Origin of the sequence: Mesorhizobium sp. KR9-304 (assembly GCF_040049215.1) — a bacterium.
In the GTDB taxonomy this organism is placed as follows: Bacteria; Pseudomonadota; Alphaproteobacteria; order Rhizobiales; family Rhizobiaceae; genus Mesorhizobium_K.
Window position 1 is genome coordinate 202407 of the sequence record NZ_JBDZDN010000003.1, and the last position, 25106, is coordinate 227512.

Annotated in this window: 29 protein-coding genes; 21 read left to right on the forward strand and 8 right to left on the reverse strand. The window is 64.8% G+C overall.

The window, feature by feature from the left end:
* Positions 1 to 113: 113 nt before the first annotated feature.
* Positions 114 to 299 carry a hypothetical protein gene (locus ABLE71_RS17185; protein WP_348784692.1) on the forward strand — a complete coding sequence of 62 codons (186 nt, stop codon included), beginning with the start codon at positions 114 to 116 and terminating at the stop codon, positions 297 to 299.
* 29 nt (positions 300 to 328) lie between these two features.
* Here ABLE71_RS17185 and ABLE71_RS17190 read toward each other — a convergent pair whose 3' ends face one another.
* Positions 329 to 769, reverse strand: coding sequence for a DUF411 domain-containing protein (locus tag ABLE71_RS17190; protein WP_348784693.1), 441 nt, complete (start codon positions 767 to 769; stop codon positions 329 to 331).
* 186 nt (positions 770 to 955) lie between these two features.
* Between ABLE71_RS17190 and ABLE71_RS17195 the strand changes: the two genes are divergently transcribed.
* Entirely contained in the window at positions 956 to 1879 is a 924-nt protein-coding gene (locus ABLE71_RS17195; RefSeq protein WP_348784694.1) for a neutral zinc metallopeptidase, read from the forward strand.
* Positions 1880 to 1918: 39 nt separating this feature from the next.
* Here ABLE71_RS17195 and ABLE71_RS17200 read toward each other — a convergent pair whose 3' ends face one another.
* Positions 1919 to 2971 (reverse strand): SH3 domain-containing protein, encoded by a 1053-nt coding sequence (locus tag ABLE71_RS17200; RefSeq protein WP_348784695.1) that lies wholly within the window; start codon positions 2969 to 2971, stop codon positions 1919 to 1921.
* A 138-nt stretch (positions 2972 to 3109) separates the two neighbouring features.
* Positions 3110 to 4315: a glutamine-hydrolyzing carbamoyl-phosphate synthase small subunit gene (gene carA / locus ABLE71_RS17205; protein ID WP_348784696.1), complete on the reverse strand. Its 1206-nt coding sequence runs from the start codon at positions 4313 to 4315 to the stop codon at positions 3110 to 3112.
* 200 nt (positions 4316 to 4515) lie between these two features.
* On the opposite strand from carA, the gene ABLE71_RS17210 reads away from it, so the two are divergent.
* From ABLE71_RS17210 to ABLE71_RS17225, 4 genes are all read left to right on the forward strand, one after another.
* Positions 4516 to 4893, forward strand: a complete 378-nt coding sequence (locus ABLE71_RS17210; RefSeq protein ID WP_348784697.1) for a hypothetical protein — start codon at positions 4516 to 4518, stop codon at positions 4891 to 4893.
* 185 nt (positions 4894 to 5078) lie between these two features.
* Positions 5079 to 5843 (forward strand): 3-oxoacyl-ACP reductase FabG, encoded by a 765-nt coding sequence (gene fabG, locus ABLE71_RS17215; protein WP_348784698.1) that lies wholly within the window; start codon positions 5079 to 5081, stop codon positions 5841 to 5843.
* Between the two features lie 54 nt (positions 5844 to 5897).
* Complete coding sequence (locus tag ABLE71_RS17220; protein WP_348784699.1) at positions 5898 to 6347, forward strand: GatB/YqeY domain-containing protein; 450 nt, start codon at positions 5898 to 5900, stop codon at positions 6345 to 6347.
* A gap of 12 nt (positions 6348 to 6359) precedes the next feature.
* Positions 6360 to 7196, forward strand: a complete 837-nt coding sequence (locus tag ABLE71_RS17225) for an aldo/keto reductase (protein ID WP_348784700.1) — start codon at positions 6360 to 6362, stop codon at positions 7194 to 7196.
* Positions 7197 to 7507: 311 nt separating this feature from the next.
* Here ABLE71_RS17225 and ABLE71_RS17230 read toward each other — a convergent pair whose 3' ends face one another.
* Entirely contained in the window at positions 7508 to 8701 is a 1194-nt protein-coding gene (locus tag ABLE71_RS17230; protein WP_348784701.1) for an MFS transporter, read from the reverse strand.
* 101 nt (positions 8702 to 8802) lie between these two features.
* A complete protein-coding gene (locus ABLE71_RS17235; RefSeq protein WP_348784702.1) occupies positions 8803 to 10464 on the reverse strand; it encodes a Na/Pi cotransporter family protein in 1662 nt (553 codons plus the stop codon).
* Positions 10465 to 11614: 1150 nt separating this feature from the next.
* On the opposite strand from ABLE71_RS17235, the gene ABLE71_RS17240 reads away from it, so the two are divergent.
* From ABLE71_RS17240 to ABLE71_RS17270, 7 genes are all read left to right on the forward strand, one after another.
* Positions 11615 to 11938: an RcnB family protein gene (locus tag ABLE71_RS17240; RefSeq protein WP_348784703.1), complete on the forward strand. Its 324-nt coding sequence runs from the start codon at positions 11615 to 11617 to the stop codon at positions 11936 to 11938.
* A 97-nt stretch (positions 11939 to 12035) separates the two neighbouring features.
* On the forward strand, positions 12036 to 12485 hold the full coding sequence (locus ABLE71_RS17245; RefSeq protein WP_348784704.1) for a DNA polymerase III subunit chi: 450 nt from the start codon (positions 12036 to 12038) through the stop codon (positions 12483 to 12485).
* Between the two features lie 22 nt (positions 12486 to 12507).
* Positions 12508 to 13128: a hypothetical protein gene (locus ABLE71_RS17250; RefSeq protein ID WP_348784705.1), complete on the forward strand. Its 621-nt coding sequence runs from the start codon at positions 12508 to 12510 to the stop codon at positions 13126 to 13128.
* Positions 13125 to 13979 carry a 23S rRNA (adenine(2030)-N(6))-methyltransferase RlmJ gene (locus ABLE71_RS17255; protein ID WP_348784706.1) on the forward strand — a complete coding sequence of 285 codons (855 nt, stop codon included), beginning with the start codon at positions 13125 to 13127 and terminating at the stop codon, positions 13977 to 13979. The genes ABLE71_RS17250 and ABLE71_RS17255 overlap by 4 nt, the downstream gene beginning before the upstream one ends.
* Before the next feature lie 75 nt (positions 13980 to 14054).
* On the forward strand, positions 14055 to 14495 hold the full coding sequence (locus ABLE71_RS17260; protein ID WP_348784707.1) for a hypothetical protein: 441 nt from the start codon (positions 14055 to 14057) through the stop codon (positions 14493 to 14495).
* 8 nt (positions 14496 to 14503) lie between these two features.
* A complete protein-coding gene (locus ABLE71_RS17265; RefSeq protein ID WP_348784708.1) occupies positions 14504 to 15259 on the forward strand; it encodes a ribonuclease T2 in 756 nt (251 codons plus the stop codon).
* A 125-nt stretch (positions 15260 to 15384) separates the two neighbouring features.
* A complete protein-coding gene (locus ABLE71_RS17270) occupies positions 15385 to 15981 on the forward strand; it encodes a glutathione S-transferase family protein (RefSeq protein WP_348784709.1) in 597 nt (198 codons plus the stop codon).
* Between the two features lie 69 nt (positions 15982 to 16050).
* Here the strand turns inward: ABLE71_RS17270 and ABLE71_RS17275 are convergent, their stop codons facing one another.
* Positions 16051 to 16719, reverse strand: coding sequence for an outer membrane protein (locus tag ABLE71_RS17275; protein ID WP_348784710.1), 669 nt, complete (start codon positions 16717 to 16719; stop codon positions 16051 to 16053).
* 420 nt (positions 16720 to 17139) lie between these two features.
* Here ABLE71_RS17275 and ABLE71_RS17280 point away from each other — a divergent pair, with 420 nt between their 5' ends.
* The 6 genes from ABLE71_RS17280 to ABLE71_RS17305 all read left to right on the forward strand — a co-directional run bounded on the left by ABLE71_RS17280 (position 17140) and on the right by ABLE71_RS17305 (position 22259).
* Positions 17140 to 17904 carry an SDR family oxidoreductase gene (locus ABLE71_RS17280; RefSeq protein WP_348784711.1) on the forward strand — a complete coding sequence of 255 codons (765 nt, stop codon included), beginning with the start codon at positions 17140 to 17142 and terminating at the stop codon, positions 17902 to 17904.
* Positions 17901 to 19997, forward strand: coding sequence for an excinuclease ABC subunit UvrC (gene uvrC / locus ABLE71_RS17285; RefSeq protein WP_348784712.1), 2097 nt, complete (start codon positions 17901 to 17903; stop codon positions 19995 to 19997). The genes ABLE71_RS17280 and uvrC overlap by 4 nt, the downstream gene beginning before the upstream one ends.
* A gap of 100 nt (positions 19998 to 20097) precedes the next feature.
* On the forward strand, positions 20098 to 20688 hold the full coding sequence (gene pgsA, locus ABLE71_RS17290) for a CDP-diacylglycerol--glycerol-3-phosphate 3-phosphatidyltransferase (protein ID WP_348784713.1): 591 nt from the start codon (positions 20098 to 20100) through the stop codon (positions 20686 to 20688).
* Position 20689: 1 nt separating this feature from the next.
* Positions 20690 to 20944: a molybdopterin converting factor subunit 1 gene (moaD, locus tag ABLE71_RS17295; RefSeq protein WP_348784714.1), complete on the forward strand. Its 255-nt coding sequence runs from the start codon at positions 20690 to 20692 to the stop codon at positions 20942 to 20944.
* A gap of 5 nt (positions 20945 to 20949) precedes the next feature.
* Positions 20950 to 21417, forward strand: a complete 468-nt coding sequence (locus ABLE71_RS17300; RefSeq protein WP_348784715.1) for a molybdenum cofactor biosynthesis protein MoaE — start codon at positions 20950 to 20952, stop codon at positions 21415 to 21417.
* Positions 21418 to 21491: 74 nt separating this feature from the next.
* The gene (locus ABLE71_RS17305; RefSeq protein WP_348784716.1) at positions 21492 to 22259 is read left to right on the forward strand and encodes a YbaY family lipoprotein; all 768 of its coding nucleotides are present in this window, start codon (positions 21492 to 21494) and stop codon (positions 22257 to 22259) included.
* Positions 22260 to 22360: 101 nt separating this feature from the next.
* On the opposite strand, the gene ndk is transcribed toward ABLE71_RS17305, so the two are convergent.
* Together ndk and ABLE71_RS17315 are read right to left on the reverse strand one after the other, a co-directional pair.
* Positions 22361 to 22783, reverse strand: coding sequence for a nucleoside-diphosphate kinase (ndk, locus tag ABLE71_RS17310; protein ID WP_348784717.1), 423 nt, complete (start codon positions 22781 to 22783; stop codon positions 22361 to 22363).
* 80 nt (positions 22784 to 22863) lie between these two features.
* Complete coding sequence (locus ABLE71_RS17315; protein WP_348784718.1) at positions 22864 to 23553, reverse strand: glutathione S-transferase family protein; 690 nt, start codon at positions 23551 to 23553, stop codon at positions 22864 to 22866.
* Between the two features lie 70 nt (positions 23554 to 23623).
* Between ABLE71_RS17315 and ABLE71_RS17320 the strand changes: the two genes are divergently transcribed.
* Positions 23624 to 24136, forward strand: coding sequence for a DinB family protein (locus ABLE71_RS17320; RefSeq protein WP_348784719.1), 513 nt, complete (start codon positions 23624 to 23626; stop codon positions 24134 to 24136).
* 289 nt (positions 24137 to 24425) lie between these two features.
* Positions 24426 to 25025 carry a hypothetical protein gene (locus tag ABLE71_RS17325; RefSeq protein ID WP_348784720.1) on the forward strand — a complete coding sequence of 200 codons (600 nt, stop codon included), beginning with the start codon at positions 24426 to 24428 and terminating at the stop codon, positions 25023 to 25025.
* Positions 25026 to 25106 lie beyond the last annotated feature (81 nt).

The following is a 25106-nucleotide window of genomic DNA, read 5'->3' on the forward strand; positions in this document are numbered from 1 at the left end:
TGGAATTCGACAGGGCAGGCGAAATTTCCGGATGCCGGCGCCGGCGGAACTAGACCCTTCTCCGACCGTTGAGGCGGACGGCAAGCGCGCCGCTATCATTCTGGAGGCAGATCATGGGGATCGAACAGGCACCGACCGCCAAAGGCAGGGAGGCCGCACGTGGGCTGCGCAAGGCGACCGCCAAGGAAGAGCGCAAGGTCGAGACGCGAAAGGGCAGCGAACTCAAGAAGGGCGCCGAGCGCTTCGACGAACGTTCGCGCAGCTCCGACGGCAAGGGCGCCGGCGCCAAGCAGCGCTAGATAACGCCCGGGCAGCGTCTCAGCTGAATTTACTGAGCGGCAAAGACGCTTGCGGTTCCATCTTTCTTGATCGCGTACACGTCGTACGGGCCTTCATACGGCCCGCCCATGCCGGGAACGCCAGTCGGCATGCCGGGGAGCGAAATCCCCACTACATCGGCAGGCCGGTCTTTCAAGAGCTTCTGAATGATTTCGACCGTGACATGCCCCTCAATCGCGTATCCCTCCAGCATGAGGGTATGGCAGCCTTGATAGTCGCCCGGAATGCCAGCGCCTTTGCTGATCTTGGCGATATCCTCGACGGGCTTGATGTCCACGTCGATTCCTCGCCTCATGAGATATTTCGCGTGGCCTTCGCAGCACGGGCAGTTTTGATCCTTGTAGAGCGTTCCCTGCAGGGTTTGGGCGAGCGCTGGAGCGCACAGGCTGACAAGCGCCACGATGACGGTCGGTTGGAGAAGGCGGTTCATAGGCGGCTCCTTGATCCGGTCCAGCCACTATATGCTCATTGTCTGTTGTGTGCAGGTAACGAATGAGTGCCGGTGAGTGAGAGTACCGAAAAACCCTGTGACTTGGCAGGCCTGTTCGGCTAGGTTTCGTGCAACCGGTCCGGGGTCCAGACGGCCTGCGACCAAGCATTCGAGGGAAATAGCGCCATGCGTTGGAGAGGCCGTCGCCAGAGCGACAACATTCAGGACAGCCGCGGCCAGGGCGGCGTCGGCGGCGGCATGCCGGGCGGCGGACTCGGGCGCAATCCGATCCGCATCCCCATGGGTGGACGCGCCGGCGGCGGCGGCCTGTCCGGCATCATCATACTCGTCGTGCTGTTCTTCGTGCTCAAGGCCTGCGGCATCGACCCACTGCAGATCCTGACGGGCGACGGCGGTCCGTCGGGCGTCCCGGGCGGCGGCGGGCAGGTGAGCGGAAGCCAGCCGAAAGCCTCCGACGAGATGACACAGTTCGTGGGGGTGGTGCTTGCCGAGACCGAGGATGTCTGGAACGGCATCTTCCAGGCGGAGGGCCTGAAATACGAGGAGCCGCAACTCGTTCTGTTCGCGGGACAGGTGAAATCGGCATGCGGCTACGCATCGTCCGCGTCCGGCCCGTTCTATTGCCCCGGCGACAAGAGGGTCTATCTCGACACCACCTTCTTCGACCAGCTCGACCGCCAGTTCGGCGCGTCCGGCGATTTCGCGCAGGCCTATGTGATCGCGCACGAGGTCGGCCATCACATCCAGAACCTCACCGGCATCCTGCCGAAGTTCAACAAGATGCGGCAGTCGATGAGCGAGGCCGAGACGAACGCGATGTCGATGCGGGTCGAACTGCAGGCCGACTGCTTCGCCGGCGTGTGGGGCCACTTCACGGCACAGAAGGGACTGCTGGAGGAAGGCGACGTCGAGGAGGCGCTGAACGCGGCGCAGCAGATCGGCGACGACACGCTGCAGAAGCGCACGCAGGGCTATGTCGTGCCCGAAAGCTTCAACCACGGCACCTCGCAGCAGCGCCAGAAATGGTTCGCCGCGGGGCTGCAGTCGGGCAAGCTGTCGTCCTGCGACACGTTCAACAACCCGATCTGAGCAAATCCGGCGGGCTGCCGGGGCATCTGCCCGGCAGCGTCAGAGCCGCGAGGACGGGGCCTTGCTCGCCGTGGGATCAGCAGCGGGAGCCGCTGACCTGGCCGCCTGCTGCTTCTGCGGCTTAACCTTCGAACCCGTCAGGTAGTTCTTGTAAACCCAGCCTTTCTTGCCGTTGTAAACGATCTGGCACCAGCCGTCGCAGGACAGCACGTTCACGGCTGAGCCCGCTGGCACCACCAGCAGCACGCCGGATCCCTTCTTCGGGCTGGAGCGCATGTTGACAGCGGCGGACACCCGCGCGGTTCCCGGGGCGACGCCGCCCAGGTTTTTCGCGGCTGTCGTTGCCTTCTTGGTCACGGTCTTGACCGTGCTGCCGACATTGTCCTCGTCGGACGTATGGCCGGCCAGCCCGCCGACATTGACGCCGGGCAGCGACGCAACCTCGATCTTTTTGTCGATGGACTGCGGCTTAACTGCCTCGGCCTTCTGGCGCTTGGGCTTTTTCACCAGCGGCTCGTCGGGCTCGGCGGCGTCGGGAGCGATTGCCGCGGTCTGCGTCCCGTCGGCGTCGTCCTCGGCGTAGGCCGCTAGCCGCTCCTCGTTCAAGACGCTCTCGTCGGGGGGGAGCGCGTCCTCCGATGCCGACACCTCGTCCGTCAGCACGATCGGGCTTGCGGTCGGATCGTCGGTCGGCAGCTCGATCGCATGCTCGGGGCCGACCGCGACCTTCGCGACCGCGACTGGATCGGGCGGTGCGGCCGCGATCTCGACCTTGGGCGGCTCGACGGGCTGGCTGGCCGCAATGGCCGGCACGGGGGCCGGCTCGGAGGCAAGGGCCGCCACCTTGGTCCCGGCCGGGGCCTCGACCGCCTCGGCCACCACGACGGCAGGCACATCCGCTGCCCTGGCCAGCGCGCGATCCGCGAGATAGTCGACGAAGATGGCGCTTGCAGCGCCGACGCCGAGCACCATGGCGGCGGCGGCCGACAGGCGGGCAAAGCGCCGCGCCTTGCCGGATTCGGGCCGGCTGGATTTGATCGGAAACTGGCTCTTCGGCGCGGCTGTGGCGCCGACCCTCAGGGGACTCTTCACAATAACTCTCCACGCAAGCCCCCACCCGCGTGTTCATCCATTGTTTAGAATTATGGCAGAGCTTGGTCAATATTCCCTAAATTCTGGGTGTTCAGGCGGGTTCGGATAGAAACCGGCTAAAAATCGACCGCTAATCACCTAGCGCTCCGCCAGCGCCGGCTCGCCGCGGCGTTCGCGGATCAGGTTGACGAACCGCTTGAACAGGTAGTGCGAGTCCTGCGGGCCGGGCGAGGCTTCGGGATGGTGCTGCACCGAAAAGACCGGGCGGCCGGTGAGCGCGATGCCGCAGTTCGAGCCGTCGAACAGGGAGACGTGGGTTTCCTCGACGCCTTCGGGCAGCGATTCCGAGTCGACCGCGAAACCGTGGTTCATCGACACGATCTCGACCTTGCCGGTCGTGTGATCCTTCACCGGATGGTTGGCGCCGTGGTGACCCTGGTGCATTTTCTCGGTCTTGCCGCCGAGCGCCAGCGCCAGCATCTGGTGTCCGAGGCAGATGCCGAAGACCGGCAGTTCGGTCTTGAGCAGGTCCTGGATCACGGGAACCGCGTATTGGCCGGTCGCCGCCGGGTCGCCGGGGCCGTTGGAGAGGAAGACGCCGTCCGGCTGCATGGCGAGGATCTCGGCCGCCGAGGTCTGCGCCGGCACCACCGTGACCTTGGCGCCGAGGCCCGCAAGCAGCCGCAGGATATTGCGCTTGACGCCGTAGTCGATGGCGACGACGTGCATCGACGGATCGGTCTGCTCGCCGTAACCCTCGTTCCACACCCAGGGCGTCTCGCGCCAGACCGAGGACTGGCCGGAGGTGACGTCCTTGGCGAGGTCGAGGTCGATGAGGCCTGCCCACGCCCTGGCGCGGGCCTTGAGGTCGGCGAGGTCGAACACGCCGTCGCTCGCATGCGCGATGACGGCGTTGGGCATGCCCTTCTCGCGGATGAGGGCGGTGAGCGCGCGCGTGTCGATGCCCGACATGGCGATGATGCCGCGCCGCTTCAGCCAGTCGTGCAGGTCGTCCTTCGACCGGTAGTTGGACGGACCGGTGACGTCGGCCTTGAACACCGCGCCGACCGCGCCGTGGCGGGCCGCCGGCGTCAAATCTTCCTGATCCTCGTCATTGGCGCCTATGTTGCCGATATGCGGGAAGGTGAAGGTGACGATCTGGCCGGCGTAGGACGGGTCGGTCAGGATCTCCTGGTAGCCGGTCAGCGCCGTGTTGAAGCAGACCTCGGCGACGGCGCTTCCCTGAGCACCGAGGCCGCGACCCTCGATCACGGTGCCGTCGGCGAGCACCAAAAGGGCGGTCGGCCTTTCGGTGGACCAGGGGGCGGTCGTGGTCGCAGTCATGGTCGGGCTTCTCTCCAGAGAGGCGGTCGTGCGGCGCTTTGCGTGCGGCAAGAGCGCAGCAGGCATCCCTGGAGCCTCCGCGCGCCGGTCTAATGTAGTTCGTGCAAGGCCCGGTCAATAGGGGAAGGCCGGCCTAGCGTCAATGGCGGCGAGTGGATATCAGGACTTGTGCTCGCATCCCTACCCGCTAAGCTTTCCGTATGCGCGATGAGCATCTGCCGGAGTTCGCTGGCACCTATCTCGAAGACAGTTACTTCCTCGGTGTGGTCGCCGATGGCGATAACCTTCAATTGAAGTTCCTGTTCGCTCTCACTATCGACCACGCGGATTATGCGCCACCCAGGCCCGGGGAGGCGCACTGCTACCGTGAGGGCAACATCGTGCTTGAACGGCCGTCGATTCTCGAGTGGCGCGCCGGAAAGCCGAATATCACGCAAGATTTGGATGGCACCTTGGATTTCGGCAGCATCGAACTTTACCGATCCAGTCCGAGCCGCTTTCGCATTGTAACCGAGTGGTTCGACGCCACGGTAGAAACGGAGCGTGTCTTGCTCGCGCTGTCAGACGCGGATGTCTGAAAGGTTCGTAAGCTGAATCCAAACTGAGATGCTGCCCCGACCGCTGGAACAAGCGAAATTTGCGGTTGCCCCCCATTCGTTGCATTTGCGCGTGAGGCGGTCGAGAGTGCGCCCCGCCGTGCAGCATCGGCGCAGGCGACAACAGGGCGGCTTCGGTAGTTAGGCCAATTAAAGGCGCGCGAGCAATGTTCAAGTCCCTGGAGGGAAAGACCGCGATCGTCACCGGCGCCAGCAAGGGCATCGGGCGCGGCATCGCCACTCGGTTGGGAGAGGCGGGTCTGAATGTCCTGGTGGTCAGCCGGACGATCGCCGACGCTGAAAGTGTCGCGGCGGAGATCGGTCCCCGCGCCCAGGCTTTCGCCGCCGACGTCACCAGCCCGGACGACTGCGCCGCCATGGCCGAGGCAGCCGTGAACCGCTACGGCGGCATCGACATATTGTGCGCGAACGCCGGGATTTTTCCGTCCGCGAAACTCGGCGAAATGACCGCCCAGGATTTCGAGCACGTCATCCGGACCAACCTGACGGGCACGTTCAATTGCGTGTCGGCGGTGTTGCCGGCGATGAAAGGCAAACGGGCCGGCCGGATCGTGATCACCTCCTCGATCACCGGCCCGATCACCGGCTTTGCCGGCTGGTCCCACTATGGCGCGTCGAAAGCCGGCCAGCTCGGCTTCATGCGCTCGGCGGCAATTGAACTGGCGCCGTGGAACATCACGGTAAACGCCGTGATGCCCGGCAACATCTGGACAGAAGGCCTGGAAGGGCTTGGGAAGGATTATGTTACGGCGATGGAAGCATCGATCCCGATGAAGCGTCTCGGCACAGTCAGCGATATCGCCAACGCCGTGCTGTTCTTTTCCTCGGAGGAAGCAGGCTATGTGACCGGCCAGACGCTTGTTATCGATGGCGGTCAGGTGCTGCCCGAAACGCTTGCGGCGATGGGCTAACGGATTTGTAGCAATTCGCCCGGCGACGCCGCGCGATGACGAATGGAGACAGGAATGCGAGCCAGGATATCCGACGCGTTGAAGACCGCCCTAAAGGCGGGCGACAAGCAGCGCGCCACGACGCTTCGAATGGTGAACGCGGCGATCCAGGACCGCGACATCGCCAATCGCGGCACGGGCAAGGGTCCGGCCGGCGACGAAGAAGTGCTGCAGATTCTCACCAAGATGGTCAAGCAGCGCCAGGAATCCGCGAAGGCGTTCGAGGACGGCAAGCGCCCTGAACTCGCCGCCCAGGAGAATGCCGAGATCGCGATCATCGCCGATTTCCTGCCGAGCCAGATGGAGGAGGGCGAGGCGAAGGCAGCCATCGGCGAGGCGATCCGCGAAACCGGCGCGACCGGCCCGCGCGACATGGGCAAGGTGATGGCCGAGCTCAAGGCGAAATATGCCGGGCGCATGGATTTCGGCAAGGCGAGCGGTTGGGTCAAGCAACTGCTGGGGTAAGGAGAGCTTCCCATGCACACACGTCCTTTCGGCAGTGCCGGCGACGAGGTTTCGGTCATCGGGCAGGGGACCTGGCAGATGGACGGCCGCGACGACGCCGACGCTATCGCCGCCCTGCGACGCGGGCTCGACCTCGGCATGACGCATATCGACACGGCCGAAATGTACGGCGAGGCGGAGCCGCTGGTGGCGAAGGCCATCGAAGGCCGGCGCGACCGGGTGTTCCTGGTCTCGAAGGTGCTGCCCAGCAACGCTTCGCGCGCCGGCACGATCAAGGCCTGCGAGCGCTCGCTGGCGCGGCTGAGGACCGACCGGCTCGACTCCTACCTGCTGCACTGGCGCGGGAGCTACCCGCTGGAGGACACGTTCGCCGCCTTCGAGGAACTGCGCCAGGCGGGCAAGATCCTGTCCTGGGGCGTCAGCAATTTCGACGTCGACGATCTCGACGAGGCGCTGGCCATCGTCGGCGAGGGCAGGATCGCCTGCAACCAGGTGCTCTATCACCTGCAGGAGCGCGCCATCGAGCATGCCGTGATCCCATGGTGCGAGGCGCATGGCGTGGCGGTGGTGGCCTATAGCCCTTACGGGCAGGGACGCTTCCCAAATCCGTCATCCCGGGGCGACGCGGTCCTTGCGGAGATCGCCGAGGCGCATGGCGCGACGCCAAGGCAGGTGGCGCTTGCCTTCCTGACGCGGCGGGCCTCTGTGTTCGCCATCCCGAAAGCGTCGAGCGCCGGACATGCCGCCGACAATGCGGGAGCGGGAGACTTGCGGCTGAGCGCGCTCGAGATCGAGCGCATCGACAAGGCATTTCCTGTCGGGCGGCCCAAAAGCCTGCCGATGATCTGACATGATGGCGCGCCGCGTGAGATAGCGGTCCGCAAAACCCTCGTTGGATCGGCAGCTAAGGCAACCGGCCCAGCAGGTACAGCAGACCCACCACCGGCAGCATCACACTCCAGACGAGTATGATAGCTGCGGCGACAGCCACAGAAATGCGCGGAACCCACAGCCCCATGCTATAAAGCATCCCAACACCCCACGCATAATATCTGCTTGCGGTTTGGCCGGAAGTCAACTGCCCGCTGAAAAGGATCGCGCAGCGTTTAACGGGCGCAGGATCGCTTGTCCCGCCCGCGAGCGGGAGCCGCTGAACGAATCTATCGCTGTCCCAGCGCGCCGGCCGGCAGCGGCGGCCTCGCGCCACTGCGCTTCTCCCAGGCGTAGGAGAGAGCGGCGACGATCGCGCCGACGATCATCGACCCGACGCCGACCAGCGGCAGGCTGCGGTAGGGCAAGCCGGCACTGAGCATCATGGCGCCGAGCGATGCCGCGATCGCGATGCCGACGTTGAAGCCCGAAGGGATGAGCGACGAGGCGAGGTTGGGCGCATCGGCCGTCCAGGTCAGGATGCGCGTTTGGATCGGCGTTCCCACGGCGAAGTTGACCCCGCCCCAAACGGTTAGCGCCACGACCATCGGGATCGGATAGGGACTGACCGCGTAGACGACGGCCAGCACCACCGCCTGCAGCGCCAGCAGGGCGATGAGCGAGGGCATCAGGTGGCGGCCGGCGAGCTTGCCGCCGACGAAGACGCCGGCGGTCGCACCCAGCCCGTTGAGCAGCAGCACCCAGGGCACGAGGCCGGCGTCGAGCCCCGTCACCTCCCGCAGCAGCGGCGCGATATAGGTGTAGGGCACGAACTGGCACAGCATCAGCATCAACATGATGATCAGGCACGTCCAGACCTGCTGGCGGCCGAGCACGCGGACCTCGTTCCTGAGCCCCGCGGGCACGGCGCCGGCGCCGGTTCCGCGCGGCAGCAGCATTGCCATCGCGGCGATGGCGACGATGCCCAGGATGAACATGGCCCAGAAGGTGGCGCGCCAGCCTAGGGCGTTGCCGATCGCGGTGCCGACCGGCACGCCGACGATGCCGGACACGGTCAGGCCGGCGAGGATGAGCGCCACCGCCATGCCACGCTGATCCTCGCGCACCAGCCCGACCGCGACGACCATGGCGACGCCGAAATAGGCGCCGTGCGCGACCGCGGTGGCGACGCGCAGCAGGAGCATCGAGACGAAGTCGGGAGCGAGCGCGCAGGCCGCCTGTCCCAATGTGAAGGCGACGGTGAGGCCGATGAGCAGCGTCTTGCGGGAGAGTTTCGCCGTCGCAATGGTCAGCATCGGGCCGCCGATGGCGATGCCCATGGCGTAGCCGGATACGAGGTAGCCGGCGCTAGGCACGCTGACCCCGAGCCCGTCCGCCACCTGCGGCAGCACGCCGGCGATTACGAATTCCGTCGTGCCGAAGGCGAAGGCTGCAAAGAACAGGGCAAGGAGCGGGAGAGGCATGGCGTATCCGGGGCAGGGCGGAAGCGCGAGAAACCACGAACGGGTCCGACCGGCAACCCGGAATTTGTCGGCCAGGCTTTAGTTTTTCTTCAGACGGCAGATCAGCCTGCCGTGAGCCTCGACCCCCTGAGCAGGCCATGCTCCTCGAGCACCGGATAGGCCATTGCGGCCAGCAGCGAGTTGATCTGCTTGAGGTCGCGGATCGTGTCGAGATGGATGGTGCTGGTTTCCAGGCTCTTCACCGTCCCTTCGCGCAGCCGCGCGAAATGGCTGGTGCTGATCGCTTTCTCGACATCGCGCAACTGGTCCTTTTCCTCGACGAGCTGGCGCGCCGTGGCCGCGTCGCGCGACACCAGCACGTTGAAGGCGAGGCGCGCATTGGCAAGCACCGCCGCGTGAAAGCTGGCCAGTTCGCGCCAGCCTTCCGGCGTGAATTCGAGCCCGCGCTCCATCTTCTTGCGGACATGCGCCAGCATGTTGCGCACGATGATGTCGCCGACCTGCTCCAGCTTGACGCAGGCGCCGATCAGTTCCTGGCAGCGCCGCGCCTCGTCCTCGGTCAGCGGGCGGCTGGTGACCTTGGCGAGGTAGAGCTTTATCGCCGCGTGCTTGCGGTCGACGCGGTCGTCGAGGGCGGCGAGCGCCTTGATGTTCCCGTCGTCGGCCGCCTCGTAGAGTTCCATGACGCGGCTGAGCATGATCTCGACCGTCTCGCAGACCCGCACCACCTCGCGCGTCGCATTGGCGAGCGCCTGGGAGGGCGTGTCGAGCGCGGCCTCCGAGAGTGCCGAGATTTCGGTCGCCGCAAGGTCTTCCGGCTTGTCGGGCGCGTTCATGTCGGTCAGGCGCTCCGCCAGCCGGTAGACCAGCCCGGCAAGCGGCAGGCCGATAACGGCGAGCGCGATATTGAAGCCGATATGCGCGTTGACGAGCTGGGCGGGAACGTTTGCGCCGAGATGGCCGAGCGGCGGCGCGAAAAGGATGAGCGCCGTCAGCGCGATCATTGCGCCGGCGCCGCGCATGATGAGGTTGCCGAGCGGCACGGCGCGCGCCTTACGGGGAGCGGCGCGCGACAGCACAACCGCGATGATGCCGCCGCCGAGATTGGCGCCGAGCACCAGCACCACGCCGAGCTCGACCGGCACGAGGCCGCGCGCGGCCAGCGCCACGACGAGCAGGATCGCCGCGACGCTGGAATGAAACAGCCAGGTCATGATCGCGGCGAGGAGGAAGGCGGTGACCGGGTCGCCCGACAGGTAGTTGACGACGACCGGCAGGATGCGGCTTTCGCGCAACGGCTCGGAGGCTTCCCCGATCAGCCTGAGCGACAGGATGAGCAGGCCGATGCCGATCAGGATGCGGCCGAGCTGCAGCAGGTCGCGGCGAGACGTCACCATGAAGAGCACGGTGCCTGCGACGAGGCAGATCGGGGTGAGCACTTCGAGGTCGAAGCTGAGCAGCTTCACGACAAGCGCCGAGCCGACATCGGCTCCGAGCACCGCAAGCAGCCCGGCCGTGCCGCCGACGATGCCCGAACCGGCGAAGGAGCCGACGATCAGCGCAACGGCGGTGGCGCTCTGCAGGCAAATGGCGAGCAGTGCGCCGGCGCCGACCGCCAGCAGCGGGTTCTTCAGGATCGAGCGGAGCTTGCGCCTCAGCACGTCGCCATAGGCGCGTTCGACGCCGGTCCTCACCTGCCGCGTGGCGAAGAGGAGCAGCGCCACGGCTCCGGCGAGATGCAAAAGCACGACCGAACCGCTCAACGCGCGCACTCCGCTGTCGCGAAGGGATGAAGGGGGTCGGTGGAAATGGCGTGTTTGATGGTCATGATGGTCGGCAATTATTTTAGCCGGATAATAAATTTCGCGCAATTGCCGCTGGGCCGTTCACGGGCGACGCGCGATGTCGGAAACCGGTAGTGCGTGCCTGATTCCGGATGATGTCGCCTGGTTCCCCGAGGGAAAACGGAATGCGCCGAACGAGTGCTTTGTCTACTCGGCCAGCTGCAATCTGGTCAGTCGCACCAGGTTAACCGACACCTTCACATACCTAGCCGGCACGGCTGCCCGTCCGCATGCGCCGATCCGGGGGCTGGAGTGCACGAGACCAACTCTCTGGTTTTGGGATAGGGTTGGGAGAATGATACTCGAACTTGTCGAGATTTCAGCGGTTCGCTATCACCAGCGGCCGATAGAGCGATCTCATCGGGCGGCGGCGGGGCTTTGAAAAGGGAAGCGTCGTATGCTGCTAAAAAACCATGTTCGTCGCCTGGCAAAGGGTTTGAAATGTATTGGAGAGTAAAATGGGATATATCTAACTACAAAATAATAGTCGGAAACAACGTTCCTTACTGGTCTCGTGATTTTCTTGAAATAGATAATCATAAACTCCCAATTGATGAGTCATTGCTTCGTTATGAATTTGATCCGGAGACGAATTTGTCCGAGCCGGATTTTCCGTACGGGGGCACTGATGGGGTATTAATTTGTACTAAAGACGTATGGGACTTGTTCTATGGCTTAATAATAGGACATCTGAAAATTTACCGAGGGAAATGCGATAATAATATATTGCTTTTTCATTGTTGCCTTTTGGAGATATCAGGATTTGATTTTGAGCGTTCTCGCTACAGAAGGTTTTCAAAACCGGACGACGACATTGAAGCCATATTCGATTTGAAATTGAGGGGAGACTTTAGAACGCAGTATGACCTGTTTCGGCTAAACGATGAGTGGGGGTGTCGGCGGGAGCTTATTGTATCAGATCGATTTAAACAAATTTATACTGAGAATAAACTTACAGGACTTGTTTTTTCGAAGCCTAGTTACTTGAGAGTTTTTCGCGACCTTCATATCGCAGAGAATGACCTGCTCGCAGCCGACAATCTCGGCGACAATTCCCCCGACGAGACCCTTGTCTCTTTTCCTGGCGCTTCCCGTCGCCCAGGCGCAGGCCGGCCCGCGTCACGAGGAGCCGCGCTACGAGCGCTACGACAACAACTGGAAGAAGCCCGGCTTCGACAGGAACGTGGTCGTCAAGAAGAAGATCGTGAAGAAGAAGCACTGGGCGCGCGGCAACCGGGTTCCGGCCTGGCAGCGCGGCCACGTGGTGCGCGACTATCACCGCCACGGCCTGCGCCGCCCGGCCTACGGCCAGCAGTGGGTGAAGGTCGACAACGACTTCCTGCTGATCTCGTTCGCCTCGGGCATCATCGCCGGCATCATCGCCGCGCAGTAAGTCGCAGCGTGAACGGAGAAGGCGGCTCGCGAGGGCCGCCTTTTTCGTTCCGAGAGGACTTCATGAGGCCGGCAAAGGATGCTTTAAGCATGCAGCCATGGCCGAAGTCCTTTTCTACCACCTCACCGAATCCACCCTGCAGGACGCGCTGCCCGGCCTGCTGGAGCGCAGCCTCGGCCGCGGCTGGCGCGCCGTGGTGCAGACCGGCACTGTGGAAAGGCGCGATGCGCTCGACGCGCATCTGTGGAGCTTTCGCGACGATTCGTTCCTCGCGCACGGCACCGACCGCGAGCCTCATGCGACAGAGCAGCCGGTGCTGCTGACCATCACAGACGACAACCCCAACGGTGCGCAGATCAGGTTCCTGGTCGACGGGACTGCGCCGGTCGACCTCTCCGCATACGAGCGCGCGGTGTTCCTGTTCGACGGCCATGACGCCGCCCAGGTCGAGGCGGCGCGCGAACACTGGAAGGTGATGAAGGCGGGCGGCCACGACGTGACCTACTGGCAGCAGACCGCCGACAGACGATGGGAGCGCAAGGCATGAACGGAACCGGACGGACCTGACGATGCGCGTGATCTTCCTGCTCCTGTTCCTCGCCGGCCTCGCCATGGGCTTCGGCTACCCCTGGTATGTCGCCAATTTTTCCGGCCGCGAGCTCGGCACATGGCGGGTCTACGACCGCGGCGGCGCCTTCAAGCCGGTCACGGCGAGGCTCTCCGAAGCGGACGATCCGGTGCGCGTGCTGGTCGACATGGAGGCGATCGCGCCGCCGGAATTCGCGCCGCGCAGCACGGTGCTGACGATCACCGCCTCGACCGACGGCCGCTCCGTGCTTGCGGAGACGCTGACCTTCGCGGAAGCAAAACCGCAGGAGAAAAGCCCGCAGCTCCGCGAAAAGATCTATCGCGACGAGGCCGGCGTTATCGCCGGGGTCGAGGACGGCGACTATACGTTCGTGGTCGGGCAGGGCGATGCGGAAGGCATCGAGATGCGCTCGGTCGACCTCATATTGCGCGGCGGCGCCGGTTCCGTCGATCCCAGGGCGCAGCCCGTCGGCTATGCAGTGACCGCGATCGGCTTCATTGGGCTGGTGCTGGCGATGCGGCGCGGCCGACGCGAGCGCAACCCGAATTCGCAGCCGCCACCGCCGCGCTGGGGCAGGGGCGGCGCCAAGCCTGAAGAATGAACTACCGCCACGCCTACCATGCCGGAAACTTCGCCGATGTCGTGAAGCACGCGGCCCTGTCGCGGCTGGTCGAATATCTGAAGCTGAAGGACAAGGCGTTCCGCGTCGTCGACACCCATGCCGGCACGGGGCTCTACGACCTGTCGTCGGACGAGGCGCAGAAGACCGGCGAGTGGCTCGATGGCATCGGCCGGCTGCTGGACGCAAAGCTGTCCCCAGAAGCGGCCGCGCTGCTCGCGCCCTATCTTGAGGCGGTGAAATCGGTAAATCCTGAGGGCGGCGTAAAGAAATATCCGGGGTCGCCGCTGATGGTGCGCCATCTTCTGCGTCCACAGGACCGCCTCTCCGCAATCGAACTTCACCCCAAGGATTTCCAGCGCCTGAAATCGCGCTTTGCCGGCGACTTCCAGGTCCGAGCGATCGAGCTCGACGGCTGGCTGGCGCTCGGCGCGCATCTGCCGCCGAAGGAGAAGCGCGGCCTCGTGCTGGTCGATCCGCCCTTCGAGCAGGAGGGCGAATTCGACCGCCTCGTCGACGGGCTGGTGCGGGCGCACCGTCGCTGGCCGGGCGGCATCTATGCGCTCTGGTATCCGATCAAGGATCGCGCCGCCGTCGCTGCCTTCCGCAGAAGGCTGATGGGAACCGGTATCCCGAAAATCCTCGACGTCGCCTTCGAGATTCGTCCGCCCTCGCCGGAGGCGCGGCTCGACGGCAGCGGTCTGGTGGTGGTCAACCCGCCCTTCGTCATCGAAACGGAGATGCGGATCCTGCTTCCCGAGCTGAAAAAGGCGCTCGCCGAAGACGAAAAGGCACGCTGGTCGCTGGACTGGCTGGCGGGCGAAGCAGCTTGACCGCGACGCGCGCAGAAACGATTATGTCCATGGTTGCGGGAGTATTCCCCGACCGCCCGCTCAGAGAGGCTTGAGATGTTTCGCTTCGCCCGCCCCGTCCTCGCCGCGCTGATCGGCCTTGCGTCCGCCATCGGAGCGACGCCGTCCGTCCGCGCAGCCGACCTCGGCGGCGTCTATACCGACGATTCCGGCGTCTGCGGCAAGCGCTGGGTGCTCGGCAAGATCACGCACCGCTTTGCCTACCAGGTCCGTCACGTGCCGAACCTGCCCAACGTCGCCATCACCGATTTCCAGAACATCCGTGAGAACCGCTACCTGCCGGCGCAGGAAGACCGTCCGATCGGCCGCACCTATTGCGGAGCGCAAGTGATCCTCTCCGACGGCGACGCCCGCGATATCTGGTACCTGATCGAGGAAGGTCAGGGCTACGCCGGCATCGGCGACAATGTCGAGTTCTGCGTCTCCGGCTTCGACCGCTGGTACGTCTACAACGGCCGCTGCCGCGTTCTTCGCTGATTTCCGCGATGCCTGACGTCCGGCTGCGGGTGCTGGCGCTTGTTGCCGGCCTGATCCTCGCCGGCTGCAGCCAGGAAGCCGGCAAGGCGACGGACTCCACGCCGACGGTGCCGATTGTCCAGCCGTCGCCCGAGCCGGGCCCCGGGGGGCCTGTCGCGTCAAAACCTGGCAGATCGGCGCTTCCGCTCGGCGAAGGCTTCGATTTCTACGTGCTGTCGCTGTCCTGGTCGCCGAGCTATTGCGAGGCGGAAGGCGAGGAGGCCAACCGCCAGCAATGCGCGACGGAGAGACCTTACGCTTTCGTCGTCCACGGCCTCTGGCCGCAGTTCGAGCGCGGCTTTCCCGAGAGCTGCGACACCTCCGAGCCGGATGTTGCGAACGCGACGCTGCGAACGCTCTACGACATCATGCCGTCGGCGGGCCTGATCCGGCACCAGTGGCGCAAGCACGGCTCCTGTTCGGGTCTCGGGCAGGAAGACTATTTCGACGTGCTGCGCGCCGCGCGCGAGACGGTCAGCATTCCCGCCGAATTCCGCCGCCTGGACAGCTACCGGACGCTCGACCCGGACGACGCGGAAGCGGCGTTCCTCAGGGCGAATGACTCGCTGCCGCGCGACGGGATCGCGGTCACCTGCGACAAGCGTTACCTGCGCGAGGTGCGCCTTTGCCTGACCAGAGACCTCGAGTTCCGCTCGTGCCCCGAAGTCGATCGCCGCGACTGCCGGCTGGCCAGGGTCGTCATGCCGCCGGTGCGCGGCGGGTAGCGCCTGATCGGCGCTGCGCCCGGGCGTTGGAGGCGTGGCGGAGCGTTTTTGTCGCCGCTGGCCTTTGCCCCACGACGTCCGACCCGTAGACTGGTCCCGATGCGACCCATTGTTGAAGGAAGCCGATGCCCAAGGTCCTCGTTTCGTCCGCCTCGCCATACAGCTGCAAGGTCCGCATGGCGGCTGCCTATGCCGAAATTCCGCTTCAGGCCGTTGCGGTGGAGACATCCAATCCGACGGCCGAACTGCTGAACGCGAATCCTCTCGGCAAGATACCGGTCCTGATTACCGACGACGGCGAGACCATCTTCGACAGCCGGGCGATCACGCAATATCTGAACCGTGAGTCCGGCAACAGGCTCTACCCGCGCAACCCGGCCAAGCGCACGGCCGCCGAGCGGCTCGAAGCGCTCGCGGACGGCATAGCGGACTGTGCGCTGGCGCATGTCTACGAGCGCCGCTCGCGGCCCGAGGAGATGGTGCACCAGCCCTGGCTGGACAAGCAGTGGGGCAAGGTCATGCGTGCGCTGGACGCGCTCAACGCCAACCCGCCCAAGCTCGGCAAGAAGATCACCGGCGGCCACATCGCGCTGCGCGCCGCGCTTGGGTATATGGAACTGCGGTTCGCCGGAAAGTGGGAGAAGGGGCGCTCAAAGCTGAAGCGCTGGGCGGCGCGCTTCGACGAGAAATTTCCGGAGCTGAAGAGCCTGCTGCCGAGCTGAGCCGGCCGTCTTGCGGATAAAACAAAACCGGGCGCCGCAGCGCCCGGTTGTCGTTGGTAGTTGGTTGGATCAGAACTTCACGCCCAGACCGAAGTTGATGCGGTGGTTCTTGTCGCTCACATCGGCGTCGCCGAGGCTCGTCGTGAACGTATCGCTGCCGAAGTCGGTGTAGCGGTATTCGACGCGGCCGAAGACCCGCTCGGTGACCATGATGTCGGCGCCGCCGCCGGCCGTCCAGCCGATCATCGTGTTGCTGTCGGAAACGCCGCCGCCCGAGACTTCGAGATCCTTGGCCGCGCCGCCTGCCGTCGCGTAGAGCAGGACGCTGGGCGATATGACATAGCCGAGACGCGCGCGCAGCGAGCCTTCGACGCCCGAATCGGAGGTCAGGCCGGCGTTCGAGCCGTCTTCCCAGCTATAGCCGATGTCGGCTTCCACGCCCGCCACCATGTTGCCGACCTGGTAGTTGTAGCCGGCGAAGCCGCCGGCCAGGAAACCGTCGGTGTCGATGGTGTTGTTGAACGTTTCGTCCTCGGTTTCGCCGCCGAAGCCATAGCCGACCGTGATACCGGCATAGGGGCCGGACCAGGTGTTGAGCGGCGGCTCTTCCATCGGAGCGGCGGGCGCCGGCGGCTCTTCCATCACGGCGTCGGCCGCGAAGGCGGGAACGGTGCCGAGCAGGGCCATCAGCGCGATCGCGGCGGTGGCCGGCCGGACGAATTCGAGATTCTTTTTCATTCTTCTTACTCCATGACCACGAGACACGTGGGGTTCGATGAGGCACCACCCTTGGCCCGTCTGGGGGGGAAGAACGGACCGGCTGCCTGACGGTTCCGAATGTCGTGTCGAATTGTGGCCCCAAGGACCCTGAAATTGGGTCATTGCCCGGCGCGAATGAGGCTGAAGCTTGTCGTTGCCTTTGCGCAACAGCCTTTGTCAGGAGTCTTGAGCCGGCCCGCCCGCGGGCCGCTTGGTGCAAGGCGTTGCGCACTCTATATCTGCCTCGGCTGAGGCAGAGCGCCGCAGCCCTTGACGGCCCGTTTTCACGCGTCTGGCCACAAAGCCGTCAAAAGAAAGAACGGATCTTAACGAAGCGGCTGCCGCATTCCCGGGCAGCCGGCCCGGGCGGAAACGACGGCGAAACAACAAGGATCGATCATGTCGGCAGCCGCAAGGACGGCATTGGTGACGGGCGGCGCAAGGCGCATTGGCAAGGCGATCGTCGAAGACCTTGCGGCGCATGGCTTCGCCGTCGCGATCCACTGCAACCGCTCGCGCCGGGAGGCCGCTTCGCTGGTCCAGGAAATTCGCGTAGCCGGCGGCCGGGCTGCCGTCGTGGAAGCGGACCTGACGGACACGGCTTCGACCGGCCGGCTCATCCAGGCCGCAACCGAAGCCGTCGGGCCGGTCGGACTGCTCGTCAACAACGCCTCGATCTTCGAGAAGGATACCGTCCAGACCTTCGATCCCGCCGTGGCGAACAGGCATTTCGCCATTCACGTCACCGCGCCTGTGCTGCTGGCGCGGCGCTTCGCCGAGGCGCTGCCGGCGAGCACGGAGGGCTTGATCGTCAACATCGTCGACCAGCGCGTCTGGAAGCCGACGCCGGGCTATTTTACCTATACCCTGTCCAAGTCCGCGCTGTGGGCGGCGACGCGGACCATGGCGCAGGCGCTGGCTCCCGCGATTCGCGTCAATGCGATCGGTCCCGGTCCCACATTGGCCAGCGCGCGGCAGGATCCCAATGATTTCGACGCCCAGGTCGACGGGCTGATCCTGAAGCGCGGCCCGGCGCTGGCGGAATTCGGCGCGACGATCCGCTATCTCTGGGACGCGCGCTCGGTGACCGGGCAGATGATCGCGCTCGATGGCGGCCAGCATCTTGCGTGGCAGACGCCGGATGTGACAGGCATGGTGGAATGAGCCCGAGAAGAAGAAGCATACCGGGAGAGGTCGAGGACGGCGAAGCCGCGGACGACATCGCGGGTTTCATCGCCGGCGACGAGACCGAAGAGGACGACGTTCAGGCCGAGGAACCTGAAGCGCCCGCGCCCGGCATAGACCTGCCTTTCACGGCCATCGACTGGACCGCGCATGCCGGCGACGCCGACGGAAAGGTCGGCGCCGAGGTCATCCAGACGCTGGTGAAGCGGCTGCCCAACGCGCCGGGCGTCTACCGCATGATGAACGCCGCCGGCGATGTGCTTTATGTCGGCAAGGCGCGCAGCCTGAAGAAGCGCGTCACCAACTACGCGCAGGGACGCTTCCACACCAACCGCATCGGTCGGATGGTGCGCGAGACGTCGACGATGGAATTTGTCGTCACCCGCACCGAGATCGAGGCGCTGCTTCTCGAAGCCAATTTGATCAAGCGGCTGCGGCCGCGCTTCAACGTGCTGATGCGCGACGACAAGTCGTTTCCCTATATCGTGCTGACCGGCAACCATCCGTCGCCCGGCATCTTCAAGCACCGCGGGGCGCGCTCGCGAAAAGGCGACTATTTCGGGCCGTTCGCCTCGGCGGGCGCGGTCGGCCGCACGATCAATTCGCTGCAGCGGGCGTTCCTGCTCAGGACCTGCACGGATTCGGTGTTCGAGAGCCGGACGCGGCCCTGCCTGCTCTACCAGATCAAGCGCTGCTCGGGTCCCTGCACCGGCGAGGTTTCGCCCCAGGATTATGCCGCGCTCGTGGAGGACGCCAAGGACTTCCTGTCCGGCCGCAGCCAGAAGGTGAAGACCGAGATCTCAGGGCAAATGCAGCAGGCGGCCGAAGAGCTCGATTTCGAGCGCGCGGCGGTCTACCGCGACCGGCTGGCGGCGCTGTCGCATGTGCAGAGCCACCAGGGCATCAACCCGCAAGGCGTGGAGGAGGCCGACGTCTTCGCCATCCACCAGCATGGCGGTCAGGTCTGCATCCAGGTCTTCTTTTTCCGCACCGGCCAGAACTGGGGCAACCGCGCCTATTTCCCGAAGGCCGATCCGGCCCTCGAAGCGGCCGAGGTGCTGTCGTCGTTCTTGGCACAATTCTACGACGACAAGCCTTGCCCGCGCACGATCATGCTGTCGCACAAGGTCGAGGAGCAGGAATTGCTGGAGCAGGCGCTGGCGACCAAGGCGGGACACCGGGTCTCGATCATGGTGCCGCAGCGCGGCGAGAAGAAAGATCTGGTCGATCACGCGGTCCAGAACGCCCGCGAGGCGCTCGGCCGCCGGCTGGCCGAAACCTCGACCCAGACGCGGCTGCTTGCCGGTTTCGCCGAGACCTTCGGGCTCGACAAGCCGCCGCGCCGCATCGAGGTCTACGACAACTCGCACATCATGGGCACGAACGCGGTGGGCGCCATGATCGTGTCGGGACCGGAAGGCTTCGTGAAGAACCAGTACCGCAAGTTCAACATCCGCTCGACCGACATCACGCCGGGCGACGATTTCGGCATGATGCGCGAGGTCATGGAGCGGCGCTTCTCGCGGCTGCTCAAGGAGCACGGCGAAGCAGTGGCGGACGGGGAAGCCGTGGTCGATGGGGCGGCCGTCGAGGACGATGTCGAAGACACCGCGTTCCCGGCCTGGCCCGACGTCATCCTGATTGACGGCGGGCAGGGCCAGATGACGGCGGTGCGCTCGATCCTGAGCAATCTCGGCATCGAGGATCGCGTCGTGGCGATCGGCGTCGCCAAGGGCCAGGACCGCGAGGCCGGGCGCGAGCGTTTTTTCACCAGGAACAAGGGCGCCTTCACGCTTCCCGTCCGCGACCCGGTGCTCTATTTCGTGCAGCGGCTGCGCGACGAGGCGCACCGTTTCGCCATCGGCTCGCACCGCGCGCGGCGCAAGAAGGAGATGGTGAGGAACCCTCTCGACGAGATCAGCGGCATCGGACCGGGCCGCAAGCGGGCGCTGCTGCTGCATTTCGGCACCGCCAAGGCGGTGAGCAACGCGGCGATCGACGATCTGACGGCGGTAGACGGCATTTCGGAGTCGGTCGCGCGCCTTGTTTACAACCATTTCCACGAAAATTGATCGAAAGCCCAAGCGAATCGATCCGGTTCATCGAAATCAGCCAGTTGACCCCCTACATGGCCTTCTGATTTCAGTACGGCTGGAGAAAGTTGCAGAAAACATGGCCAAGCCCGCTTTCAACCTGCCGAACATGCTGACCTACGGACGGATTCTGGCCGTGCCGCTCGTCGTGCTGTGCTTTTTCCTGGAGGGACGGCTGCAGTCGAGCGATTTCGCGCGCTGGTCGGCGCTGGTCATCTTCATCCTGGCCAGCGTCACCGATTATTTCGACGGCTATCTGGCGCGCGCCTGGCAGCAGCAGTCCAACATCGGCCGCATGCTCGACCCGATCGCCGACAAGCTCCTGGTCGCGACCTGCCTGCTTCTGCTGGCCGCCGACACCGACCGCACCATCGCCGGGTGGTCGCTCTGGGCGGCGATCATCATCCTTTGCCGCGAAATCCTTGTGTCGGGCCTGCGCGAATACCTGGCGGCGCTCAAGGTGAGCGTGCCGGTGACGCAGCTCGCCAAGTGGAAGACGGCGATCCAGATGATCGCCATTGGCGTGCTGCTGGCCGGTCCGGCGCTGGACAAGGTGATCTCCTACGCGACGGAAACGGGGATCGTGCTTCTCTGGATCGCCGCTATCGTGACGCTCTACACCGGCTACGACTATTTCCGCGCCGGCGCCAAGCACATCATGGACGAATGAGGTGACGAAACTCGTCTATTTCGCATGGGTGCGCGAACGCATCGGCAAGCCGGAGGAGGAGGTCTCGCTTCCGGCAAGCGTCGTGACGGTCGAGGACCTGCTGCGCTGGCTGAAAGGTCGCGGCGACGAGTACGCGCATGCGCTGCGGCACTCGGAGGTCATCCGCGTCGCGATAAACCACGAGCATGTCGATCACCGCGAGAAGATCGCCGGCGCCGGTGAGATCGCGCTGTTTCCGCCGATGACGGGCGGCTGAAGCCAATGACCGGCGACATCAGCCCGGTCGTTCGCATCCAGGCCGCCGATTTCGACGTCGCGGCCGAGATCGACAGGCTGAGCACGGCCGGCGACGTCGGCGCGGTGGTCACCTTTTCCGGAATTTGCCGGGATGAAAAGGGCACGCTGACCGCGCTGGAACTCGAGCACTATCCCGGCATGGCCGAGGCCGAGATCATGCGCATCGCGAGCCAGGCCGCCGAGCGGTGGCCGCTCACCGGGCTGACCGCCATCCATCGGCATGGGAAGATCAGGCCGGGCGAAAACATCGTGCTCGTCGTCGCCGCGTCGAAACACCGCCGGGCAGCCTTCGAGGCGGCGGAATTCCTGATGGACTATCTGAAGTCGCGGGCACCCTTCTGGAAGAAGGAGCACCGCGCCGATGGCGCCGAAGGCGGCTGGGTGGACGCCAAGGAGGGCGACGACGAGGCGGCGGCCCGCTGGAAAAAGTAGCAGCCTGCCGCCCGTGGGCCACGGAACGGACTCAATCCTTGCAGACCTTGGCTCCTGGCAAGGAGGCAAGGTCGATGCTCGGCAAGTTGGCGGAACTGGTCTTGTTCGGGATCGCTCCGATGATCCTGGGGGGTCTCTTCATCCCCGGCGCGATAGCCGCCGAGGAAGCGACGATCTCCGGCGAGGTCTCGTACCGCGAGCGCATCGCGCTGCCGCCAAACGCAATCCTGACCGTGCGGCTGACCGACATGTCGCTCGCCGACGCGCCGCAATCGGTCGTGGCCGAGCAGAAGATCGAGCCGGCGGGGCAGGTGCCGATCAAGTTCGAGCTCAAGCTCGACCCGGCCGTCGTCCAGCCCAACGTCAGCTACGTGCTGCAGGCGCGCATCACCGTCGACGACAGGCTATGGTTCACCAATGACGAGCGCCACGCGGTCGATCCGCTGAAGCCGGAACCGGCGATGCTGGTGCTCAAGATGGTCAAGCAGGATGCAGACGCGCCCCCGGCGCTGTTCGACAGGATCTGGCTGGCCGAGGACATCGAAGGCCGGGGCGTCATCGACAACGCGCAGTCCACTCTCAGCATTGCATCGGATGGCAAGGTGACCGGCAGCGGGGCATGCAACCGCTACTTCGCTCAGGCGTCGGTCGAAGGGAATTCGATCAAGATCGGCCCGGTTGGCTCGACCTTCATGGCTTGCGCGCCGGCGGTCATGGATCAGGAACAGAAGCTGTTCGCCGCCTTGGGCAAGGTAAGCGCCTATCGGATCGACGGCGACGGCAAGCTCTTCCTGATGGACGCCAATGGCGTCGACATCGCGCGGTTTGCAGGCGCAGGCTGATATCGGCCGCTACGTCAGCGCATCAAAACGAAAAGCCGGCGTTCAACGCCGGCTTTTGTCATTCTGTTCAACCGCTTGACGCGATCGGCGGACTCAAAAGCTCAGCCGACAATCTCGGTGTCGGAGAACCAGTACTTGATCTCCTGCGCGGCGGTTTCGGGTGCGTCTGAGCCGTGCACGGAGTTCTCGCCGATCGAGACGGCGTGGACCTTGCGGATGGTGCCCTCGGCGGCGTTGGCCGGATTGGTCGCGCCCATCACTTCGCGGTTCTTCGCGATCGCGTTCTCGCCTTCGAGAACCTGGACGACGGTCGGGCCGGACGTCATGGTGTCAACCAGTTCGCCAAAGAACGGGCGTTCCTTGTGCACGGCGTAGAAGCCTTCGGCCTCGCGGCGGCTCATCCACACCCGCTTGGACGCGACGACGCGCAGGCCGGCATCCTCCAGCATCTTGGTGATCGCGCCGGTCAGGTTGCGCCGGGTCGCGTCCGGCTTGATCATCGAGAAGGTGCGTTCGATCGCCATGTCTGGTTCCTGTATCGCTTGTAAGGTGGCGGGCTCTATACAGGCCGCCGCCAGCCTTGCCAAGCGCCGGAAGGCCTTCGTCAGGCGGCCGCGACGCTTCGCCCGAGCCCGTCGTGCAGATCGAGCAGTTGCTCGAACCAGGCCGCAACAGGATCGCCTTCCGCCAAAGCCGGGAAGGGCGACATCACCCGCACCCACTGGAACGCCCCGAACACGATGTAGTCCGGATAGAGCGGCGTCGCGCCGCCGATGAAGGGCTGATAGGTAAGCATGCTGCGCAGCGGTTCCAGCGACGCTCGGAATGCCGCCAGCCCGGCCTCGCGTTCGGCCGATACGTCCTCGATGCTCTTGCCGTAACGCTTTTCGCGGCTGTCGCGGAAATAGGCCTGGTCGGGCGGCGCGAGGCGGGCATGGATGTCGGTCAGCGCCGCCGCGCCGAGATAGGGGTGGATCGTGAGCTGCGACCAGCGTTCGATGAAACGCGCCATGGCCTCGCCGCCCTTGCCACCGAACAGGGTGGGGCGATCGGGATAGGCCTCGTCGAGGTAGAGCGCGATGGTGAAAGAATCCGCCACGACCGTATCGCCGTCGCGGATCACCGGCACCGTCTTCGAGACGCCGCCCTCGACCGCCGGGACCGAGGTGAACGGCGTCGGCACGCGCCGGTAGTCCAGCCCCTTGTGAGCGAGGCACATGGTAGTCTTCCAGCAATGCGGGCTGAACGGCCGGGAGGCGTCTTCTCCAACGAGATCATAGAGCAGGATTGTCATTGGCGCTGCTTTCCGTTGCGTCTATTCAAGGGACGCTATATTGCCGCCGCCGTCCGCGAAGGGAACCCCCGTGAAACAGCATTTCATCATGTTCGCCGCCTATAACGCCTGGGCCAACCAGCGAATTTACGAGGCAGTGTCCGGGCTGACCAAGGCGGAGTTCACCCGCGACGCCGGCGCCTTCTTCAAGTCGATGCGCGGCACTCTCAACCACCTCCTGGTGACCGACCGCATCTGGCTGAAGCGTTTCACCGGCGAGGGGGATGCGCCCGCGGCGCTTGATACCATTCTCTACATCGACTTCGCGAAGCTGCGCGTGGCGCGCGTCGCCGAGGACAAGCGACTGCTGGACTGGGTTGGCTCGCTCGGCGAAAAGGCATTCGCCGGACGGTTCACCTACATGACGGTCACCGACATGCGCACCGTGTCGCAGCGGCTGGCGCCGGCGCTTGCGCACCTTTTCAACCACCAGACTCACCACCGCGGACAGGCCCACACGATCCTGACCGTGCTTGGCAAGGAAGCCCCGTCGCTCGACCTGATCTATTTCCAGCGGACGGAAGAGGGGCGGGCCTACGCCTGAGGCGATCGTCGCCATCCGGCTGCCTATCAACAGCCTCGTTTGAAATGCAGGGTTGCACAACCGTGTGACGGCAGAATGGTTAATGCCGCGATGTTCGCTGCCAATGGATTGAAAATACTGCTAAAATTCATAATTTGATGGCAATTTGTTATTAGTTTCAGAAAATGAAAATATAAGTGCAGGTTGCATGAGAATAGTTTGGAAGGTTGTGTCGATCGAAACTATCCCCGTTGAGACGCAGACGGTCGCGGTGGCCGGGAAAGCGTAAAGGCAACATTAGGAGAGTGTCATGATCAACCTTCTAACAAGAACCTCTGCGGCGCTGGCTGCCACTGCGCTGTCGGCCGCGTTGCTTTGCACGCCGGCCTTGGCGCTTGACGTCGGAGCCAGCGTCGGCGGGGTGAGCGCCGGCGCATCGATAGGCGGCGGGTCCGGCGGCGGCCTTGGCGTCGGCGCGGGCGCTTCCATTGGCGGTTCGAGCGGTGTCAACGCAGGCGCGGGTGCGTCGGTCGGAGGTTCGAGCGGCGTCAGCGCGGGTCTGGGCGCCTCGGTCGGCGGCACGAGCGGCATCAACGCGGGCGCTGGCGCCTCGATCGGCGGCACGGGCGGGATCACCGCGGGGGTAGGCGCGAATGTCGGCACCGGCGTCAACGTTGGCGTCGGCGTGGGCATAGGTACTCCGGGCACCCCGGGCACCCCGGGCACGCCAGGCACGCCGGGCACCCCCGGAACGCCCGGCAATCCGGGTCTGAGCGGCGTCGTCGCCAGCTTGTCGGCGGCCGAATTGGCGGCCTACAAAAAGACCTGCAAGCAGGTGCTCGGCAACAGGGGCAGCTTCGACGCCAATCTGGTCGCGCTGTGCAAGATGGTGCAGGTGGCCAGCCGCTAAGCGGCATCGATCTCGAGAAACGGCCCGCCTCGCGCGGGCCGTTTTCGTTTGGGCTGCATCGCCGGCGGGCCTTGCGGTTGA